The following is a 20,161-nucleotide window of genomic DNA, read 5'->3' as shown; positions in this document are numbered from 1 at the left end:
TCACCTTGGCTCCTTGTAACATTCGCTAGGGCTTCTCTAAATTATGTTTTCCTTGAAAAACTCAACTCAACTTAATTTAATTAGAAGAAAAATCGTTGGATATCGTTCCATGTAACGATGACCATTAGAATCATCAATAATACGATACCTACAAAATGCACAAGACCCTCTTTTTGACGATCAATTGGCTTACCACGTACTGCTTCATAGCCGAAGAATAATAGACGACCACCATCAAGTGCTGGAAGCGGTAGTAAGTTCATAATCCCAAGGTTAATACTTAACATTGCAGCCCAATTCATTAAATTCATGAATCCATATTGAGCTACAGCCTCTGTCGCTTTATAAATACCTACTGGACCTGATAGAGCATCTATAGTGAATTGACCAGTAATTAACATACCAAGCAACTCAAATATTTTAACAGTCATATTATAGGTTTCTTGAGCTCCATAAACAACTGCCTTTAATGGATTAAATTCACGTGGACTCTCATACTTAACACCAATTTGGCCATAAATCTTACCAGTCTTCTCATCTTTCTTTTCTTTAACGGTCATTGGAAGATTTTTTGTTTGTCCATCTCGTTCAATTGTTACATTAATTGTTTCACCTGGACGATCTTGTACATTGCCAGCTAAGTCTTGCCATTTTTCAACCGCTTGTCCGTCGATGGCAGTTACTCTATCGCCGGCAACCATTCCTGCCTGTGCAGCTGGATCATTGTTTACAACTTCTGTTATGATTGGCTCATACGTAGGGACACCATAAAATAAGCCAATTAGCAAATAAATAACAAAAGCTAAAATAAAGTTAAACAATGGACCTGCAAAGATTGTCATAGAACGTTGACCAACTGTTTTAGCATTAAATTGACGATCATATGGTGCAATTAACGTTTCTCTACCGTTTTCTACGATCATACAATCTCTTGCAACACTATAACGAACTAACTTTTCTTCTTCATCATAGCCTTCTACAAACAATTCTTTTTCTAAATCAGCACGCTCAACTTCTAAAAATAACAAATCTGGTAATTGCTTATTATTTTGATTAAAGATAATTTTCTTTACAACATTATCTTCATCTACAATAAGCCCCACTCGGTAGCCTGGTTGTAATTCAGTGCCATCCATGTCCTCACCAGCCATACGAACGTACCCACCAATCGGCAATAAACGTACCGTATAGATTGTTTCACCATGTGTTCTCCAATAAATTTTCGGTCCCATACCAATGGCGAATTCTCGAACCATGATTCCTGCGCGTTTCGCAAACAAGAAGTGACCAAATTCATGGAAGAATACGAGTAGGCCAAATATTAAAATAAATGCAATAGCTGTTTGCATAATACCCCACCTTTAAAAGCGAATAGTTAACGATATCTTCTCTCGTTATTTTACCATGTTTAACACTGTTTTTCTTGTTTCACTGTCTACATGCAAAATTGTTTGCAAATCTGGCACTAATACGTTGTTATGTGCCTGCATTACACGCTCAATCGTTTCGTCAATTTCAAGGAATGTTATTCTCCCATGTAAAAATGCCGCAACTGCCGCTTCATTCGCCGCATTCATCGCTGTTAAAATTGTGCCGCCTGTACGCCCAGCCTCATAAGCTAGACGCAATGCTGGATAACGTTCAAAATCCATTTCTTTAAAATGCAACTGACCAATTTGTGCTAAATTAAGTCGTTGTCCGTTATGTAGCGGCATACGATCTGGGTAGCTTAAGGCATATTGAATAGGTACACGCATATCCGGTGTACCTAACTGTGCAATGACACTAGTATCATGATACTCAACTAGGGAGTGAATAATACTTTCTCTATGCAAAAGTACATCAATTTTATCATATGGCATATCAAATAAGACATGTGCTTCAATGACTTCCAACCCTTTATTCATCATTGTAGCTGAATCTATCGTTATTTTCGCACCCATTGACCAATTCGGATGATTTAGTGCATCTGCAACCGTTACATGCTTCAACTCCTCACGTGTTTTGTCACGGAAGCTACCACCAGAAGCTGTAATGATTAAACGTTCAATATTTTTTGGATTCTCACCATTCATTGACTGAAAAATCGCAGAATGCTCACTATCAACCGGTAAAATTGTTGCATTATATTTCCTTGCCTCAGCCATTACTAAATGTCCAGCAGTAACAAGTGTCTCTTTATTGGCAATGGCAATTGTTTTGCCCATTCGAATTGCGGCTAATGTCGATTCTAGTCCAACACTTCCAAGAACAGCGTTTACAAGCACTGTTGAATCAGGGTGTGTAGCTACCTCTACAAGCCCTTTTGCGCCAAACGTAAAATGGATTAGTGGATATTCTTTAGCGAGCATCATTGCATCCTCTTCTAATTGAACAGATACTAGCTCAGGCTTTAAAGTTTCAATCATTTCACGCGTTTTTTCGATGTTTTTCCCTGAAGAAAAGGCCACTAAATGAAAGGCATCTTGTTGTTCTTTTAAAATATCATAGGTTTGCCAACCGATTGAACCAGTTGCACCAAGTAAACTTATTTTTTTCACGACAATTAGTCCCCTTTTTCTATCTAAGCAAATAAACTAGCTTCTATTGTTCTTAGTTAACGAAAAGATGTAAAAAATGTAGTAATGGCACGACGAATAATAGACTATCAAAGCGGTCTAAAATACCTCCATGCCCAGGTAAAATATTGCCTGAATCCTTGACGTCAAAATGACGCTTTATAGCCGATTCCACTAAATCGCCCATTTGACCGATAATTGACGCAAAGATTGTCACGAAAATAAGTGAAGCATAGCTATTCATAAATGGATAAACTGCTTGCATTCCAACAGCAAAGATTACCGCAATAACAATCCCACCTACAAAGCCTTCTATGGTTTTCTTAGGTGAAATTTCAGGCCATAGCTTATTTTTACCTAGCTTTCTTCCTACAAAGTATGCGCCTGAGTCAGTTGTCCAAACAACTAGCAAACAGTAGACAACAAATTCAAGACCTGCATTTCTTGTTTCAATTAAATAATGGAAGCCTAACCCAACATAAAACGCACCTAATAAAATAAACGCAACTTCATCAAAAGTAATTTTATTTTTCACAAAGACTACGTAAATAAGCAATAACATCATGAGTCCATAGACCACCATTAAAGTGGACGAATAGCCAATTGCCTCTACGATTTCACTAGACCAGTCTTTTGGTATAACAAGCAAAATTAAAGTTAGCAACCCTATAAAGCCAGGTACTGAAAAAAGTGAAATACCTTTCATTTTTAGTATTTCATAAAAACCGACAACAGCCATTGCAAGTACAAGTAGTGTAAATGGCACTTTTCCATAAATAACGAATGGAATAAATAGCGCTCCTGCAATTATTGCTGTGATAATTCGTTGTTTCAAGTTGTTTCTTCTCCCTTCAACCCACCGTAACGGCGATTACGTTTCTGATAGTTTTCCACCGCTTCCAGTAAGTTTTCCTCACTAAAATCTGGCCACAATGTATCTGTAAACCAAAATTCTGTATAGGCGAGCTGCCATAACATAAAATTACTTAATCGTACTTCACCGCTTGTACGAATTAATAAATCTGGCTCTGGCAGATGGGCAGTCATTAAATGAGATGTCAAGCATTCTTCTGTTATGTCTTGCATCGTTAATTGACCGTCTTGCACCTTTTGAAGCATTGTTTTCATGGCACAAACCATTTCTGAACGGCTTCCATAATTTAGAGCAAAATTTAGAATTAATCCTGTATTATGCTTTGTCTCCTCCATCGCCTCATACAATGCTCTTTGAGTATGTGCAGGCAACAAAGATGGATCTCCAATCATTTCAACACGTACATTGCGTTCCATCATTTCAGGTAAAAAGGAACCTAAAAATTCGACAGGTAAACGCATCAGAAAATCAACCTCTTTTTTTGGTCGTTTCCAATTTTCTGTAGAGAACGCATACACCGTTAAAACTTTAATACCTAGATCTGATGCAAATCTAGTTACCTTTCTCACGGTTTTCATACCTTCATGATGTCCAGCAACACGTGGCATGGCACGTTTCTTCGCCCAACGTCCATTTCCGTCCATAATAATCGCTACATGAGCAGGAATCGGCTCGTTTTTAGCAAGGGCAACACGTTCCTCCAATGATAGTGTATCCATTTTTATTTGTTTACCTAATAGCTTTTTAAACATGCTAACTCCCCCACTACAACTAATCGGACGTATACTAACCTATCATAACAAACAAAAGCGCTTTTTGTCTTTTTTTTCCCTCTAAATTGACTATGTATGAACTAGCTTATTTTAGAACTACACACATTTTAGGATGCTCAAGTATGATTATTAAGAGGTATTTCCCTTATTTCGTTCATTCCTCAATAATGTTTTTCTCTTTACGTAAAAAACAGTTCTTCTTAATCTTAAAAGAAAGAAAAATTAGATGAAAGGTATTTCCCTAAAACAATTAAAGTTATGTATAACACTTTACTAAACCTTTTACATAATCATTTAAAAGTAAAGAGAAAAGACGTCCTGATATTTATAGGACGCCTTCATCTCATTAAAAAGTTCCATCATGGAGATGTAAATTGAGTTGTTTACACCTCTAAAATTTCTTTTTCTTTGTCTTTCATTACTTGATCTACTTTTACGATGAATTCATCCGTTAATTTTTGAATATCTTCACCGTAGCCACGTAGACCATCTTCTGTGATTTCGCCAGCTTTTTCAAGTTTTTTCAGATCATCATTAGCATCGCGACGAACATTACGTACAGCGATTTTTGCATCTTCTGCTTCTTTTTTCACTTGCTTCACAAGATCTTTACGACGCTCTTCTGTTAAAGCCGGGATCATTAAACGAATAACAGATCCATCATTTGTTGGTGTAATACCAATATCTGATTTCATAATCGCTTTTTCGATTTCACCTAAGATTGTTTTATCGTAAGGTGTAATAACTAATAAACGCGCTTCTGGTACAGAAACACCTCCAAGCTGATTAATCGGTGTTGGTGCACCATAATAATCAACTGTAATGCGATCTAATAGAGAAGCATTTGCACGACCTGCACGGATTGAAGCTAGTTCACGTGAAAAAGCGGCAATTGTTTTGTTCATTTTGTCTTTAGCTTGTTCTAAAACTTGTTTAGCCATTATGCATTCCTCCTAACAACTGTTCCAATTTTCTCGCCTTGTACGGCACGTTTAATATTACCTGGCTCCGTAATCGAGAAGACAATTAACGGAATATCGTTATCCATACATAAAGTAGAAGCTGTTGAATCCATTACTTGTAAACCTTGTTGAATAACGTCTAAATATGTGAGTGTATCGTATTTAACGGCAGTTGTATCTACCTTTGGATCTGCTGAATAGACACCGTCTACATTATTTTTTGCCATTAAAATCGCATCTGCGTCGATTTCTGCTGCTCGTAATGCAGCAGTAGTATCAGTAGAGAAGAACGGGTTACCTGTACCTGCTGCAAAAATTACAACACGTTTTTTCTCTAGATGACGAACTGCTTTACGACGAATATATGGCTCTGCTACTTGTGTCATCACAATAGAAGATTGTACACGTGTTTCAATCCCTAATTTTTCAAGGGCATCTTGTAACGCTAAAGAGTTCATAACCGTCGCTAGCATACCCATATAATCGGCTGCTGCACGATCCATGCCCATTTCGCTACCGATTTTCCCACGCCATATGTTACCGCCACCTACAACAACAGCAACTTCTACATCAAGATCTACTACTTCTTTTACTTCTTCTGCAACAGACTTGATTATTTTTGGTGATAAACCGAAGCCCGCTTCTCCAGCTAACGCTTCACCACTTAATTTAATAACTACTCGTTTATATTGTGGCACACTCATTGTAAACCTCCGTCAGACTTTATTTAAAACATCTCTATTCCCTTTTCCATTATAGTATAAATAACAATAATTTCTAGTTATGAATAAGGCAAAATAGAAAATTATGTGACTCATCATCATAAAGTTGGTTGATTTCTGTTCCGGCTGGGCGCTTTGTAGCTGCCGCTTCGCTTTCGCACAGAAAAAACAATTGTCGCGGCCGCTTCTCTTTCGCACAGAGCAAAAGCTTCCTGGGGCGTCCGATGAGCTGCTTCACTCGCGATGCTCGCTCCAGGGTCTCATCTATGACGTTGAGCCCCAAGGAGTCGCCTAGCCGTATCGAAGATCAACTTATATACATAGCATACGTTTTAACAAATGTTATCCGCAACTTTTGGTAATGAGCCAATTATATCTTTTTTTCGCTAATTTCGGAAAAATAGGGAACACGCTATGTTGTGTTCCCCATTTTTTAGTCTAGAAAATCTAGATATTATTTGATTAGGATCAAATGCAAGCTAAATTAGTTACCTTTAACTTGGCTCATTACTTCTTCAGCGAAGTTATCTTCACGTTTTTCGATACCTTCACCTACAGCGTAACGTACGAAACCGTTTACTGAACCACCAGTTGAAGCAACGAAGTCACGTACTTTTTGGTCTGAGTTTTTAACGAATGTTTGGTCAAGTAAGCAAACATCTTCAAAGTATTTACCAAGACGTCCTTCTACCATTTTCGCTACGATATTTTCTGGTTTACCTTCGTTAAGAGCTTGTTCAGTTAATACTTTACGCTCACGTTCAACTTCTTCTGCAGAAACTTCATCGCGAGAAACATAAGTAGGGTTAATAGCTGCGATGTGCATAGCAACATCTTTTGCAGCAGCAGCATCTGTAGAACCTTCTAAAGTAACTAATACACCGATACGGCCGCCCATGTGTAAGTAAGAACCGAATGCATCTGCATCAGTTTTTGTTTTCACTTCGAAACGACGAAGAGTGATTTTTTCACCGATTGTTGCAACTGCAGTTGAAATTTGATCAGCAATTTTCACACCTTCAGCATTTGCAAGCTCTAATGCAGCTTCAACTGTTGCAGGTTTAGCAGCAAGTAATTGCTCAGCTAAAGAAGCAACTAATACTTGGAATTTTTCGTTTTTAGAAACGAAGTCAGTTTCAGCGTTTACTTCAAGGATGATTGCTTCGTTACCATTTTCTAAGATATAAGTTGTACCTTCTGCAGCGATACGGTCAGCTTTTTTAGCAGCTGAAGAAAGACCTTTTTCACGTAGGAAATCGATTGCAGCATCAATATCGCCATCAGTTTGTACTAACGCTTTTTTACAATCCATCATTCCAGCGCCAGTTTTTTCACGTAATTCTTTTACTAATTGTGCAGTAATGTTTGCCATTTAGTGTTTCCTCCTCAAATTGGTTGTACAAATTTTAGTGATAGGTTCTAAAAAAGGTGATAAGGGTCCTGAGCCACTTATCACCTTTTTGTAAACGTGAATTACTCAGCAGCAGCTTCTACAGCTGGAGCTTCTTCTTCACCTTGTTTTGACTCGATTAAAGCGTCAGCCATTTTAGCAGTTAAAAGTTTAACAGCGCGAATAGCATCATCATTAGCAGGGATTACGTAGTCGATTTCATCTGGATCACAGTTAGTATCAACAATACCTACTAGAGGGATGTTTAATTTAATAGCTTCTGCAACAGCAATGCGTTCTTTGCGTGGGTCAACCACGAACATTACGTCTGGAAGAGCGTGCATATCACGGATACCGCCTAAGAATTTGATTAGACGTTCGTGTTCTTTTTTAAGTTGGATTACTTCTTTTTTAGGAAGAACTTCAAAAGTTCCATCTTCTTCCATTTTTTCGATTGCTTTCATACGTGCAACACGTTTTTGAATAGTACCGAAGTTTGTAAGAGTACCACCTAACCAACGTTGGTTGATGTAGTAGTTGCCTGAACGTTCAGCTTCATCTTTGATCGCTTCTTGTGCTTGTTTTTTCGTACCAACGAAAAGAACTTTACCACCGTCTTGACCAACTTGACGCATGAAGTCATAAGCTTCCTCTAATTTTTTAACAGTTTTTTGTAAGTCGATGATGTAGATCCCGTTACGCTCAACGAAGATATATTTCTTCATTTTTGGGTTCCAACGACGAGTTTGGTGACCGAAATGTACACCAGCTTCAAGTAATTGTTTCATAGAAATTACTGACATGTGTATTTCCTCCTAGTATGTTTGGTTTTTATCCTCCGCATTTATCACTTGCAACAAGCTACCCTAAGCTTAGAGCACCACTTACTACATCAAAATGCGTGTGTATTAATAACACCATTTGCAACTATATCATAGCTTTACCCTATTAGCAACTGTTTTAGTTATGAAATTTCAATAAAAGCTCGATTTCTGTTTTTCCTTTTTGAAGCTGTTTTGCAATTTCTTCTGAAGTTTTACCTTGTTTCGCTAATTTAATAGCTTGTTGTTCGATTGTTAATGGCTTCGCTTCGTCTTTTCGTATTGCCGGTTGTTGGGCTGAATGTACCATCTTAGCTTCAGACTTGGCTCCTGTTTGTTGCTGGCGTGAATAAGCATTGGCTGCGATATTTTTGGGCACATAAATTCGCGGTTCATTATTTAGACTACTAGAACCGTCTACAGTGCTTTCTTCCTCTGTCAGAGAAGGAGGTTGCTCCCGCTCCTTTTGTCTCACAGTCTGCTCTACCTGTTTAACAGCATCCGTTGTAGTTTCAAATTTTGAAACTCTTTGCAACTCTTGAATCAAACGATCGTTTTCATCTTTCATTTCAGCTAAATAAACACTTATAGTATCATCCATTTCACGCATTAAACGTTCTTGCTTTATTTCTAAATCTTTAAATTTTGCTAGTTTTGTATTTAAAATGATAAGGAAATAAAATGAAAGTAACTGTAAAAAAAATAGAACCGCAATTAATATGGTTGTCATAATATACTCCTATCCACTAAAATCCACGAAATTACCCTTAAACGGATGTTGAGCTTGTTTTTTCGGCTCTTCGTTATTACTTTTTTTCTTTTTTCGAGTACCTTTTATATATTCGCCACCCGCTTCTTCTTCCTCACCAATCTCATCCATACCCTCTGAAGTATTCACAACTTTTTGCTTGCGTTCTATTTCTTTTTTTAACGCTTCATTTGCATGTACTTGCTGAGCCAAAACTTGTTGTTGTGCCTGATCCGCCATTTTCCCAGCTTCAAATGTTTTCGGAATAGCTATTTGTAGTTCGACACCCTTTAAACTCATTTGACTCACTCCTTCAATAGTAGGTATATAAGATTATTACACATTAATCATTTCGTTGGATAATAATTTTCGTAACTTTAATAGTGCCTTAGAGTGGATTTGTGAAATACGTGACGTTGATAGTTCAAGCATTTCCCCAATTTCTGTTAATGTCAATTCTTCTGTATAAAATAAACTAAGCACCAGCTGCTCTTTATCATTTAGCTTTTGGATATTTTCAGCTAAGTCCTCCAGTAATTCTGACTTAACAACAGCTTGTTCAGGTGTCTCAGTCGTATCATCACGGATAACAAATGACTTTCCATCCGTTTCATCTTGATCTTGCTGCTCATTAATGGAAAGAACATTTGAAAAGAAATGTTCCTGTACAGTTTGGTAAACTTCCTCAACAGGTAAAACCATATGCTCCGCAAGCTCTTCAGGTGTTACATGACGCATATATTTTTGTTCTAAATGTTCAATTTGTGCATCTAATTTTTTAGCCTTTTCACGAGCTGAACGTGGCAACCAATCTTCCTTACGTAAACCATCTATAATTGCTCCTCTTACTCTAAAAGAAGCATATGTATCAAATTTCAAATCTCTATTAATATCAAATTTATTTAACGCATCAAAAAGTCCTACCATGCCTAAGCTTGTTAAATCATCTCGAGATACACTCTTTGGTAAACCCGCACCAATACGCTGTACATGATAAGATACTAGAGAAATATATTTTTTTATTAGTAAATCACCAGCATCTGGATCGCGCTCATGTATCCAACGGTTCCACAGCTTTTGTTCATCGTTCAGAATTGGTTGTGTCATGTAATCCACCTCTCTTAAGAAAAACGCATTTACGCGCCTGTTTGCCACTGTTTACTACTACTTCGATATTTTTTGCTTCTTTCTGAAAAAATATAGTTCATTTGTTGAAGACAACGAAGCGTTATTGCCGTAAGCTTCTACCATAAAAACAAAGCAATTCTTTCCTATATTATAACAAGAATCGACTTTAATTTCATTTCTTTCTCTTACTCTATCACAGATTCTTCAAATTTATTTGTCGGGCATATTTAAAATGGACAAAAGGTGCCTTCATGACTTGTAAACACATTGTCTGTACGAGTCAGACACCTAAAGCAACAAAATTAGATATAGTTTCTACAGCAAATATTTTCAGGACTCACAATTGAAAATTCTCCTAGGCTCCCTCGGTTTGTTAACATAAACATAGTAATCACTTCAGGGCACTCACCTCCATCTTAAAACATTGAACACCCAACAAGTATTAATATTTAGCACATCAGTCGAGAATTAAGATAAGTACAAAAAAGAGCCGCTATTCGCGACTCCTATAATTATGCATTTACTTGCTCATCTTCACGATTCATCATCGTTCTTACAACTTGAGCAATTTCATCTGAGCTTTCATCCTGAAACTCAACGGTTGAGTTAGCCGTTGGTGTTTCTTGATTTTCTTCATTGCGATTGTCGGTTTCGTTTTCTTCAAGGTCACCTTCAACGACTTCGTCATCGCCCTCTGGTGTGAATAAAACGTAGGCAATTAAAAATCTTACAATATACATAAGGAAAAACACTATTATTCCCGCTACAAATGCTCCTATGATAATACGTAGTGGTGTAAAAGGTTTTTGAAATGTACTAAAAAAATATATAGAAAAGGCAACTAACGCACCCCACAGGTTGTAAAAAATAGAACCAAACATTATATTTCGCTCACTCCTTGGTTAACCGTACGAATATTTAATGTTGACGTCGCAGGATAAAATTCAATTGTTCTACCACTGTTACCACCCGTGTCTTCGGCAACTAAAGGAATTCCATGACGTTTTAACTCAGACTTTACAGCTTCTACATTACGGGGACCGATCCGCATTGAATCTTTGTCAGAAGTAAATTGAAACATCTGTGCACCACCAGCAATTTTTGCCTTTAGCTTGAATTTTAGAACGCCCTCTAACTTTAATAAGTCAATCATTGCCGCAATGCCTGTGTCAGCAAATTTAGCCACATTTATTGACTCTTGTCTACCTAAGCTTGAATCTGGCAACATCACATGTATTAAACCAGCAATTTTTTTTGACTCATCATATAAAATAACACCTACACAAGACCCAAGACCTGATGTTCTTATCGTGTTTGGTAACTTTACTACATCCATTTGTGCAATTCCAACTTTTATCACTTGTCCATTACTACTATTCAGCATCATCTACGAAACTCCTAATGATTTAAAAATAGCTTCGAATGAATCTGGATCTGGCAATAAGAAGAAATGCCCTTTTACTGTTTCTTGATCCTCTACACCGTCTTCAAAAATGGATGTGTTTATGACGATTACATTATCGCTAACGTGTGATAATTCAATCAAGCCAATACTAATAATGGCACCAAACATATCAACACTTAGTCCTGGCACTGTCGGATAAATTTTTAAATTTGTAAAGTCAGATAACGCCGATAAATAAGAGCCAGATAAAATATTACCCATTTCCTGCATAGCTGATAAACCTAATTCTGAAACAGGTCGTTTTTTAAAGTCGAATGATTCATCATATATAAGTCGACGGATAAAACGATTTGCTTGTTCAATTGGCAGAATAAAGAACATACTACCTTCAGCATCACCTTCAATGCGTAGATAGATTCCAACTACAACATTTTCAGATCCTCCAGCAAGCTCCATCATGTCATTAAATGAAACCATTTCAACCTTTGGTACTCGCATATCAATTTTTTTACCAAGTAAATTGGAAAGTGCTGTCGCAGCATGCGCAGCACCGATATTTCCAATTTCTTTCAATACATCTAAATGTAGTGATGTAATCTTTTGATTATATGTCATTATCGATCCCTACTTTAGTGGATTTAGTACTTTCTCTAAATGTAATAATATTAATAATCGTTTATCTATTTTAGCAACGCCTGAAATAAACTCTTCCTCAAGTGAACCAACAACTTCTGGCTGTGGTTCAATTGCGTTTGCAGGGATGTCTAGCACATCATTTGCAGAATCTACTACGAAGCCTACTTCCATATCTTCTAATGAAATAATGATAATGCGAGTTGTTTCTTCATGCTCAGAGATCGGTAACTCAAATCGTTCACGTAAATCCACGATTGGCGTTACGACACCGCGTAAGTTAATAACACCTTTTACATATTTCGCTGTTTTCGGTACACGCGTAATATGCATTAGTTTTTCAATCCCCTGTACATGTGATACAGGAATCGCATATTCTTTATCTGCTAATTGAAAAACAATCACTTTAATACTTTCTTGTTCCACTGCGTTTGTCATTGTTTACACCTCTCTTATTCATTCACCTTATTTAATAAGTGCGTTACAATCCACAATTAAGGCTACTTTCCCGTTACCTAAAATTGTTGCACCTGAAATTGCAAAGATATTCGTTAAGTAATTTCCTAATGATTTCAGAACAATTTCTTGTTGGCCAATGAATGAGTCCACTACTAAACCAGCAAGCTTCTCACCTTTTCGAACGATGACCACCGAATGGAATTCATCATTCTTCGGTTCTTTGCGAGGTACCTCAAATATTTCTTCTAAGAATACTAGTGGTACTACTTTGCCACGGAAGTCGATTACTTTTTGATTATGCGCATTCATAATTTCAGATGAACGGATAATGGAAGTTTCAATAATTGATGAAAGTGGAATTGCATAGATCTCTTTTTCGATTTCTACTAGCATTACAGAAATAATCGATAATGTCAGTGGTAATTGAATCGAGAATATTGAGCCTACATCTTGTGTAGATTCAATTGAAATATTTCCACCTAATGATTCTATTGTTGTTTTAACAACGTCTAATCCAACGCCTCGGCCCGATACGTCAGAAATAACATCTGCTGTTGAGAACCCAGAAGCCAAAATAAGCTCATTAATTTGCTTATCTGACATTGAGTATGATTGTTCTTGTGTAACAATACCTTTAGAAATAGCTTTTGCTAGTACTTTTTCACGGTTAATACCGGCTCCATCGTCTTCAATTTCAATAAAGACATAGTTACCGCTATGATAAGCACGTAGTACAACCGTTCCTTCTTCGGGCTTTCCTTTTGCACGGCGAGCTGTAGGATTTTCAATACCATGGTCGACAGAGTTACGGATTAAATGAACAAGTGGATCTCCAATTTCATCGATGACCGTACGATCTAGTTCAGTTTCAGCACCGATAATTTCAAGGTTAATTTTCTTATTAAGATCACGAGATAACTGACGAATCATTTTTGGGAAGCGGTTGAATACTGTCTCAACTGGAACCATACGCATCGTTAAAATAATTGTTTGTAAGTCACCCATTACTCGACTCATACGCTCTACTGTTTCGTTTAACTCTCCATGATTAACTTCAGTTGCAATAGACTGTAGTCGTCCTCGATCTATAACAAGCTCCTCAAATAAGTTCATTAATATATCAAGGCGCTCGATATTCACACGGATTGTTTTATTCCCAACAGGCGCATGACTTTTATCCGCCTTAGCAGGAGCTTCTGCTTTTGCAGGTTTAGGTGCTGGTGTATTGTTTTCAGGTGCAGTAACAGGTTTAGCCTCCGGTTCTACCGTTGCTGTAGCTGTTACTTCTTGAATTGCTTGTTCGTTTTCATTAAATTGCTTTTGTTCGATCGTTGCGACAATCACTTCTTCGACTTCTGAAACTTTCATAATCTTTTTCTGCATATCTTCAGCAGATTCTTTTGTTACGAAAGCTACGTAAAATTGTTGATCGAATTGCTCATCTTCAAGCTTATCTACAGATGGATTTGATTTAATAACATCCCCATCTTTTTCTAAGATTTCAAACACCATAAATACACGTGCCGCTTTTAACAGACAGTCCTCACGTAGTCGCACTGAAATTTCAAATGCATTGAAACCTTGTTCAGCAGATTGTGCAATAACTGTTTGTTCAAAGCCGTCATACTCTAAAACACTTGCTACAGTAGTAACTGAGGTAGCAATAGTTGCAACAATCACTTCTTCGACTTCTGATACTTTCATAATCTTTTTCTGCATATCTTCAGCAGATTCTTTTGTCACGAAAGCTACGGAAAATTGTTGATCGAACTGCTCATCTTCAAGCTTTTCTACAGATGGATTTGATTTAATAACATCCCCATCTTTTTCTAAAATCTCAAACACCATAAATACACGTGCTGCTTTTAAAAGACAGTCCTCACGTAGTCGCACTGAAATTTCAAATGCATTGAAACCTTGTTCAGCAGATTGTGTAATAACTGTTTGTTCAAAGCTGTCATACTCTAAAACACTTGCTACAGCAGGAACTGGTGTCTCAGTAGTTGCTACTACTTCAGGAATCGCGTACTCACCTAATTCAATAAGCTTTAACTGCGCTACAGTTGAGGATACATCACGCTTTCCATCTCCGCCGTTCGCAATGTCCATCACCATTTCTTCTAGATGGTCTACAGACTCAAAGACAACATCTAAAATTTCAGGAGTTACATGGATTTTCTCGTTTCGGATTGCATCTAATACATTTTCCATTTTATGAGTTAAATCAGCTAAATCTTCAAAGCCCATTGTTGCAGACATACCTTTTAATGTATGTGCAGAGCGGAAAATTTCTCCAACAATCGCCAAATCAGCTGGATTTTTTTCTAGTTCTAATAAATGTTCACTACATGCTTGTAAATGTTCTTTACTTTCTTCGATAAACATCTCTAAATATTGATTGACTTCCATAAGAGGACACCCCTTTTAAGGCAAATATTTCATTATTGTTTGTGCAATATCATCTACATCTGCAACTTCATCGACAAGCTGCGTTTCCACTGCTGCTTTTGGCATACCATACACTATGCAAGTTTCAGCTGATTCAGCGATAGCAATCACATTTCCAGAACCTTTTAGTGCTTTTAGTCCATTAGAGCCATCATGGCCCATACCTGTCATAATAACTGCCACTTTATCAAAATCTTTAAAATGACTCACATCTTCGAACATCACATCTACAGAGGGGCGATGTCCAGATCTAGGTGGTTCATTATTATCAAGGACAATGCCAAAGGAGGTACCTACTTTTCTAAGTTTTAAATGATACCCACCTGGTGCAATATACGCTACTCCATTTTGGAGAATATCTCCTTGCTCAGCTTCCCTTACAGTAATCTCACTCAATTGATCAAGACGAGTAGCAAGAGATTTTGTAAATCCTGCTGGCATATGCTGGACAATTAATATTGGTGCTTGAATTGATTTTGGGATTTTTGTAATTACTTCTTGTAACGCTCTTGGTCCGCCAGTGGAAGTTCCTATTAGTACAATTTTCTTACCTACTTTACTCCAATCAATATGTGGCTTCGAAATTTCTACCTTGGACGGAGAAACATCGACAGAAGGAGTCACCCTGCCTTCACCACGTTGTTCTCTTCTAATGATACTCGCATTTAATGCCTGTTCTTGTGGTCTTTTACTACCAGAAGGTTTCTTTAATTTTGAAATAGGTACCAATGCTGCTTGTTCAACCTTGTGGACAAGCTCGGTTTGGATTTTATGTAAATCAAGAGAAATTGTTCCGCTCGGCTTCGCGACAAAATCTACTGCTCCAAATTCAATTGCTGATAAGGCATTTTCTGCTCCTTGTTGAGTTGTACTTGAGAGCATAACAACAGGTACTGGACATATTGACATAATTTCTTTTAAAGCTTCAAGCCCATTCATTTCAGGCATCTCAATATCCATTGTCACAACTGTTGGTTGCAATGTTTGAATTTTTTTTATCGCATCTTTCCCATTTCGTGCTGTTCCAACTACTTCAACCTTCGAGTTGCCAACAAAAAAGTCACTAATTAGCTTTCTCATAAAAGCAGAATCATCCACAACTAATAGCTTGCTTTTATGTAAAAAGTCCAATTAATCACGTCCTTTCGAAAAAATACTTCTTAATTTAGTTAAGAATTTACTTGCTGACTGATCATGTGCATGAACTTCTTCCGCACGGTGTTCTATAAAACGCGTCACTATAAGTTGAAGTGTCTTTGAAATAAGTGCGTCTGGATAAGCAAGTGAAAAAGGTACTTGCTCACGCACAGCCTTACGCACAACAGTATCTTCAGGTAATGAGCCCAACACAGTAACCTCTTTGTCCAAAAAACGTTTCATCGTACGCTTTAGTCGTTCATTGGTTTCCATTCCTTCTTCCTTACTAAAGGCACGGTTACAGAGTATATAAAACTGTTTGTCTGCATCTCGTAAATGAATGTATTTCATCATCGAATATGCATCTGTAATAGATGTTGGCTCTGCTGTTGAGATAACAATGATTTCATCTATTGAGGCTAGTAATTCTAATGACCAACTAGTAGCTCCTGCTCCCATATCAAATAAGATATAATCAAAGTCTTTTTGAAGCTGTTCAAACCCATAAATAAGTCGTTCTAGCATCACCTCTGACCACTCGACGACACTCGACAAACCAGATCCACCTGCAATATATTTCAAATCATAAGGGCCTTCAAATATTACCTCTTCTAGCAACTTATTCCCATCCAAGTAATCTTTCAAACTAGTAGAAACATTTTTTCCAATTAAAATATTGATATTGCCCATACCAATATCCATATCAACGATTACAACTTTTTTCTCTTTATTGGCTAATGTAGTCGCAAAATTCATTGTGAAGTTACTTTTACCAACCCCACCCTTGCCGCTTACAACCGCAATCGCTCTACCTAATCCGCCCTGCTGCCCCAACATTTTCAAACGTAATGTTTCAGCTTGGTCTCTCATTTTTCTTCACCTTGAAAAAATAAATTTAGCACTGCTTCTATCTCAGCTTCTTCAATATCTTCTGGTACTTCTTGACCATTCGTATAGTAAGCAAGTCCTTTATTATATTTAATCATTAAATTAATCATTGTGCCAATAGAATTTGTTTCATCAATCTTTGTAAAAATGAATTTTTCAATTGGTAATTGCTTAAATTGATCTACAATGTTTGCCATGTCCTTTTCTTTCGTTGTCATTGCAAGTACTAAGAAGGATTCGGCTTGTTCATCAAATTTTATGAGGCGCTGTAAATCATCTACATATTTTACCTCTTTATAATTGCGGCCTGCTGTATCTATAAACACTAAATCTAAATGGGACAATCGTTGGATTGCTTGTTCAAAATCAGTTGCATTATAGGCAATTTCGACAGGCGCCTGCAACAGTCCAGCATACGTTTTTAATTGCTCAATTGCGGCAATCCGGTAAGTATCTGTCGTAATAAAGCCTATTTTTTTCTTTTTCTCTAAAACTGCTCTAGCTGCCATTTTCGCAATTGTCGTGGTCTTTCCGACACCGGTTGGACCTAAAACATTAATATATTTTTTTTCATAGGATAGGCCTCCTACTGGGAGGTTTTCTAGCTCTTTGCGCAATAAACTTTTCGTAATCATCTTACATTGAGAAAAATTGATTTCTGACGCTTCTTTGAAATGCATAAAAAGCTCATCACCAATCGTTGTGATGAGCTCCTCACTTAGCTCCTGTTGTCTTAAGTATTCAATGAAAGGTAAGAGTTCATCGGGATATTGATCTTGGATAGTCTTTTTATGCATGGAATGCATTAAAGATTTTAAATCTGCAATTTCCTTCCTCAAATCTTCAGAAATGCTTGTCTCTTCATATAATGGCGCATCATGCTGTGTTTGTACTTGTTGTACTTTAGCTTGAACAGTATTCGTTATCTCTTGTAACCTTGCAGTTTCTTTATTAGTTTTTGTTATAGGTAAAGCTGCAGGTGCTGGAGCCACATTACTTGGCTCCATTGAATCAATCCCTGCAACAACCTCAAAACTTTTCTTTTTAATGATTCCGAAAAACTTCTTTGTAATTACAACTTTTGAATTCAAAATGACAGCGTCCTCACCTAATTCAGCACGCACAAGCTTCATCGCTTCTGGTATGGAGGATGCATAATATTTTTTCATTTTCATTCAACATTCACCACCCCAACACTTTGAATTTCAACCGAAGCATCAAGTTCATTGTATGAAAGAACTGGAATTTGCGGGAAATAACGCTCCGTTAGTTGACGTAAATACATACGAACTGCTGGAGAGCATAAGATAATAGCAGATTGTTCCATAAAGGAAACGCGCTCTACTTCTGCAGCAATGGTCTCCAGGACAGTTTGAGAATCTTGAGGATCCATCGCTAAGTAATTTCCGTGATCAGTTTGCTGAATACTATCAGCAATCATTTTCTCTACTTTACCCGAAACAGTTATAACCTTTAATGACGAGCTGTCCCCTACGTATTGAGAAGTAATCTGACGTGCCAATGATTGACGTACGTACTCAGTTAATATATCGGTATCGCTCGTTAACTTTGCATAGTCTGCTAGCGTCTCAAAAATAATTGGTAGATTTCGGACTGAAACATTTTCTCGTAAAAGTTTACCCAGTACTTTTTGAATTTCACCTGTTGATAATGGTGTAGGTGTCAGTTCTTCGACTAAAATTGGATGTGTTTCGCGTAAATGATCGATTAGCTGCTTCGTCTCTTGACGACCCAGCAATTCATAAGCATTTGCACGAATCATTTCTGTTAAATGGGTCGACACAACGCTCGGTGGATCAACAACTGTATAGCCAAACATTTCGGCATCCTCTTTCACTTGCTCAGTAATCCACTTAGCAGGTAGACCAAATGACGGTTCAACTGTATCAATACCTTCGATAGAATCATCGTCTCCTGGACTCATTGCTAAATAATGATCAAGCAAAAGTTCACCACGCGCCATTTCGTTACCCTTTATTTTAATTCGATATTCATTTGGTTGTAATTGAATATTGTCACGAATACGTACAACTGGAATGACAATCCCTAATTCTAATGCTAACTGTCGACGTATCATGATGACGCGATCTAATAAATCGCCGCCTTGAGCAGCATCTACTAAAGGTATTAAACCATAGCCAAATTCAAACTCAATTGGGTCCACGTTTAATAAATTCACAACATTTTCAGGGCTCTTCATGCCGTCTGTGGCCACTTCTTCCTCAATTTCAAGTAATTCTTCTTCATCCTCTGGTTTCTTACGTTCCATCATGTAGGCACCAGCAATTAGTGAAATACCAATTGGTAGTGTTACCCAGAGAGGTATTGGTGTGAAAAATCCTAGTAAAAGAATTGTTCCACCTGCTACATAAAGCAGTTTTGCTTGAGCAAATAACTGTCCTGTAATATCTTCACCAAGACTACCTTTAGAGGATGCACGTGTTACAACAATCCCTGTCGCTGTAGAAATCAACAATGCAGGAATTTGCGATACAATACCATCCCCAACTGTTAGCTTGGAAAAATGAGTAGCTGCTTCTGCAAATTCAAGATCCATCTGCACAACACCGATGATGATACCAAATAATAAGTTGATAATAACCATGACCATTGAGGCAATGGCATCCCCTTTTACGAATTTTGTGGCACCATCCATTGCTCCGTAGAAGTCCGCTTCACCCGCTACTTTTTCGCGTCGTTCACGTGCTTCTCTTTCAGAAATAATCCCTGCATTTAAGTCAGCATCAATACTCATTTGTTTACCCGGCATCGCATCCAGTGTGAAACGTGCTGCAACCTCTGCTACACGCTCCGCTCCTTTTGTAATAACGATAAACTGAATTAACACAAGAATTAAGAATACTACTAAACCTACAAGAACATTCCCGCCGACTACGAAATCACCAAAGGTTTCAACAACAGAACCAGCATCTCCATTCGCTAAAATGGCACGTGTTGTGGAAACGCTCAGTCCAAGTCGGAATAAGGTTAACAGTAAAATAACTGAGGGAAAAATAGAAAAATCTAACGCTTCCTTCATACTCATTGCTGTTAAAAGAACTATTAATCCTAGTGTAATATTAATGACGATTAAGAAACTTAACATCCACGGAGGAAGAGGGATGATGAGCATCGCAACGATTAAAATAACCGCACCTAAAACCCCTATATCGCGAACTTTCATTTGTGTCCCT

Annotated in this window: 21 protein-coding genes; all 21 read right to left on the bottom strand. The window is 37.5% G+C overall.

The features are described 5' to 3' along the window. Positions 1–80: 80 nt before the first annotated feature. The 21 genes from rseP to flhA all read right to left on the bottom strand — a co-directional run bounded on the left by rseP (position 81) and on the right by flhA (position 20,151). Positions 81–1,349, bottom strand: a complete 1,269-nt coding sequence (rseP, locus tag QUF91_RS06685; RefSeq protein WP_289417206.1) for an RIP metalloprotease RseP — start codon at positions 1,347–1,349, stop codon at positions 81–83. Positions 1,350–1,394: 45 nt separating this feature from the next. Next, entirely contained in the window at positions 1,395–2,540 is a 1,146-nt protein-coding gene (gene dxr / locus QUF91_RS06680) for a 1-deoxy-D-xylulose-5-phosphate reductoisomerase (protein ID WP_289417205.1), read from the bottom strand. 52 nt (positions 2,541–2,592) lie between these two features. Beyond that, complete coding sequence (locus QUF91_RS06675; protein WP_289417204.1) at positions 2,593–3,393, bottom strand: phosphatidate cytidylyltransferase; 801 nt, start codon at positions 3,391–3,393, stop codon at positions 2,593–2,595. Continuing rightward, entirely contained in the window at positions 3,390–4,184 is a 795-nt protein-coding gene (locus QUF91_RS06670) for an undecaprenyl pyrophosphate synthase (RefSeq protein ID WP_289417203.1), read from the bottom strand. The genes QUF91_RS06675 and QUF91_RS06670 overlap by 4 nt, the downstream gene beginning before the upstream one ends. A 404-nt stretch (positions 4,185–4,588) precedes the next feature. Further along, positions 4,589–5,146: a ribosome recycling factor gene (frr, locus tag QUF91_RS06665; RefSeq protein WP_285394645.1), complete on the bottom strand. Its 558-nt coding sequence runs from the start codon at positions 5,144–5,146 to the stop codon at positions 4,589–4,591. After that, entirely contained in the window at positions 5,146–5,871 is a 726-nt protein-coding gene (gene pyrH / locus QUF91_RS06660; RefSeq protein ID WP_285394647.1) for a UMP kinase, read from the bottom strand. The genes frr and pyrH overlap by 1 nt, the downstream gene beginning before the upstream one ends. A gap of 73 nt (positions 5,872–5,944) precedes the next feature. Beyond that, positions 5,945–6,172 (bottom strand): hypothetical protein, encoded by a 228-nt coding sequence (locus QUF91_RS06655; protein ID WP_289417202.1) that lies wholly within the window; start codon positions 6,170–6,172, stop codon positions 5,945–5,947. A 201-nt stretch (positions 6,173–6,373) separates the two neighbouring features. Next, on the bottom strand, positions 6,374–7,261 hold the full coding sequence (gene tsf, locus QUF91_RS06650; protein ID WP_285394649.1) for a translation elongation factor Ts: 888 nt from the start codon (positions 7,259–7,261) through the stop codon (positions 6,374–6,376). A gap of 101 nt (positions 7,262–7,362) precedes the next feature. Next, positions 7,363–8,082, bottom strand: a complete 720-nt coding sequence (rpsB, locus tag QUF91_RS06645) for a 30S ribosomal protein S2 (protein ID WP_049668466.1) — start codon at positions 8,080–8,082, stop codon at positions 7,363–7,365. 157 nt (positions 8,083–8,239) lie between these two features. After that, on the bottom strand, positions 8,240–8,830 hold the full coding sequence (locus tag QUF91_RS06640) for a hypothetical protein (protein WP_289417200.1): 591 nt from the start codon (positions 8,828–8,830) through the stop codon (positions 8,240–8,242). A gap of 9 nt (positions 8,831–8,839) precedes the next feature. After that, on the bottom strand, positions 8,840–9,148 hold the full coding sequence (locus QUF91_RS06635) for an RNA polymerase subunit sigma (protein ID WP_285394651.1): 309 nt from the start codon (positions 9,146–9,148) through the stop codon (positions 8,840–8,842). A 36-nt stretch (positions 9,149–9,184) separates the two neighbouring features. Next, on the bottom strand, positions 9,185–9,955 hold the full coding sequence (locus QUF91_RS06630; protein ID WP_285394652.1) for a FliA/WhiG family RNA polymerase sigma factor: 771 nt from the start codon (positions 9,953–9,955) through the stop codon (positions 9,185–9,187). Positions 9,956–10,488: 533 nt separating this feature from the next. Next, complete coding sequence (locus QUF91_RS06625) at positions 10,489–10,857, bottom strand: hypothetical protein (protein WP_289417199.1); 369 nt, start codon at positions 10,855–10,857, stop codon at positions 10,489–10,491. Further along, the gene (locus QUF91_RS06620; RefSeq protein WP_481817417.1) at positions 10,857–11,363 is read right to left on the bottom strand and encodes a chemotaxis protein CheD; all 507 of its coding nucleotides are present in this window, start codon (positions 11,361–11,363) and stop codon (positions 10,857–10,859) included. Before QUF91_RS06620 ends, QUF91_RS06625 begins: the two co-directional genes overlap by 1 nt. After that, positions 11,364–11,996, bottom strand: coding sequence for a chemotaxis protein CheC (locus QUF91_RS06615; protein ID WP_285394654.1), 633 nt, complete (start codon positions 11,994–11,996; stop codon positions 11,364–11,366). Positions 11,997–12,005: 9 nt separating this feature from the next. After that, positions 12,006–12,452: a chemotaxis protein CheW gene (locus QUF91_RS06610; RefSeq protein WP_053594227.1), complete on the bottom strand. Its 447-nt coding sequence runs from the start codon at positions 12,450–12,452 to the stop codon at positions 12,006–12,008. Positions 12,453–12,479: 27 nt separating this feature from the next. Beyond that, positions 12,480–14,882: a chemotaxis protein CheW gene (locus QUF91_RS06605; RefSeq protein ID WP_289417198.1), complete on the bottom strand. Its 2,403-nt coding sequence runs from the start codon at positions 14,880–14,882 to the stop codon at positions 12,480–12,482. 15 nt (positions 14,883–14,897) lie between these two features. Continuing rightward, positions 14,898–16,052 (bottom strand): protein-glutamate methylesterase/protein-glutamine glutaminase, encoded by a 1,155-nt coding sequence (locus QUF91_RS06600; protein ID WP_285394656.1) that lies wholly within the window; start codon positions 16,050–16,052, stop codon positions 14,898–14,900. Continuing rightward, entirely contained in the window at positions 16,053–16,928 is an 876-nt protein-coding gene (locus QUF91_RS06595; RefSeq protein ID WP_289417197.1) for a MinD/ParA family protein, read from the bottom strand. Continuing rightward, complete coding sequence (flhF, locus tag QUF91_RS06590) at positions 16,925–18,121, bottom strand: flagellar biosynthesis GTPase FlhF (RefSeq protein WP_285394658.1); 1,197 nt, start codon at positions 18,119–18,121, stop codon at positions 16,925–16,927. Before flhF ends, QUF91_RS06595 begins: the two co-directional genes overlap by 4 nt. Further along, complete coding sequence (gene flhA / locus QUF91_RS06585) at positions 18,118–20,151, bottom strand: flagellar biosynthesis protein FlhA (RefSeq protein WP_285394659.1); 2,034 nt, start codon at positions 20,149–20,151, stop codon at positions 18,118–18,120. The genes flhF and flhA overlap by 4 nt, the downstream gene beginning before the upstream one ends. Between the last annotated feature and the right edge of the window lie 10 nt (positions 20,152–20,161).

This window comes from Lysinibacillus sp. G4S2 (assembly GCF_030348505.1).
Taxonomy (GTDB): domain Bacteria; phylum Bacillota; class Bacilli; order Bacillales_A; family Planococcaceae; genus Lysinibacillus.
The sequence above is the reverse complement of the archived record's forward strand: the minus strand, read 5'-3'. Positions and strand labels throughout refer to the sequence as shown.

Excerpts from the sequence above, each read along its gene's own strand:
- rseP (WP_289417206.1), bottom strand. The coding sequence starts at position 1,349 with ATGCAAACAGCTATTGCATTTATTTTAATATTTGGCCTACTCGTATTC.
- QUF91_RS06670 (WP_289417203.1), bottom strand. The coding sequence starts at position 4,184 with ATGTTTAAAAAGCTATTAGGTAAACAAATAAAAATGGATACACTATCA.
- frr (WP_285394645.1), bottom strand. The coding sequence starts at position 5,146 with ATGGCTAAACAAGTTTTAGAACAAGCTAAAGACAAAATGAACAAAACA.
- pyrH (WP_285394647.1), bottom strand. The coding sequence starts at position 5,871 with ATGAGTGTGCCACAATATAAACGAGTAGTTATTAAATTAAGTGGTGAA.
- tsf (WP_285394649.1), bottom strand. The coding sequence starts at position 7,261 with ATGGCAAACATTACTGCACAATTAGTAAAAGAATTACGTGAAAAAACT.
- rpsB (WP_049668466.1), bottom strand. The coding sequence starts at position 8,082 with ATGTCAGTAATTTCTATGAAACAATTACTTGAAGCTGGTGTACATTTC.
- QUF91_RS06640 (WP_289417200.1), bottom strand. The coding sequence starts at position 8,830 with ATGACAACCATATTAATTGCGGTTCTATTTTTTTTACAGTTACTTTCA.
- QUF91_RS06635 (WP_285394651.1), bottom strand. The coding sequence starts at position 9,148 with ATGAGTTTAAAGGGTGTCGAACTACAAATAGCTATTCCGAAAACATTT.
- QUF91_RS06630 (WP_285394652.1), bottom strand. The coding sequence starts at position 9,955 with ATGACACAACCAATTCTGAACGATGAACAAAAGCTGTGGAACCGTTGG.
- QUF91_RS06625 (WP_289417199.1), bottom strand. The coding sequence starts at position 10,857 with ATGTTTGGTTCTATTTTTTACAACCTGTGGGGTGCGTTAGTTGCCTTT.
- QUF91_RS06620 (WP_481817417.1), bottom strand. The coding sequence starts at position 11,363 with ATGATGCTGAATAGTAGTAATGGACAAGTGATAAAAGTTGGAATTGCA.
- QUF91_RS06615 (WP_285394654.1), bottom strand. The coding sequence starts at position 11,996 with ATGACATATAATCAAAAGATTACATCACTACATTTAGATGTATTGAAA.
- QUF91_RS06610 (WP_053594227.1), bottom strand. The coding sequence starts at position 12,452 with ATGACAAACGCAGTGGAACAAGAAAGTATTAAAGTGATTGTTTTTCAA.
- QUF91_RS06605 (WP_289417198.1), bottom strand. The coding sequence starts at position 14,882 with ATGGAAGTCAATCAATATTTAGAGATGTTTATCGAAGAAAGTAAAGAA.
- QUF91_RS06595 (WP_289417197.1), bottom strand. The coding sequence starts at position 16,928 with ATGAGAGACCAAGCTGAAACATTACGTTTGAAAATGTTGGGGCAGCAG.
- flhF (WP_285394658.1), bottom strand. The coding sequence starts at position 18,121 with ATGAAAATGAAAAAATATTATGCATCCTCCATACCAGAAGCGATGAAG.
- flhA (WP_285394659.1), bottom strand. The coding sequence starts at position 20,151 with ATGAAAGTTCGCGATATAGGGGTTTTAGGTGCGGTTATTTTAATCGTT.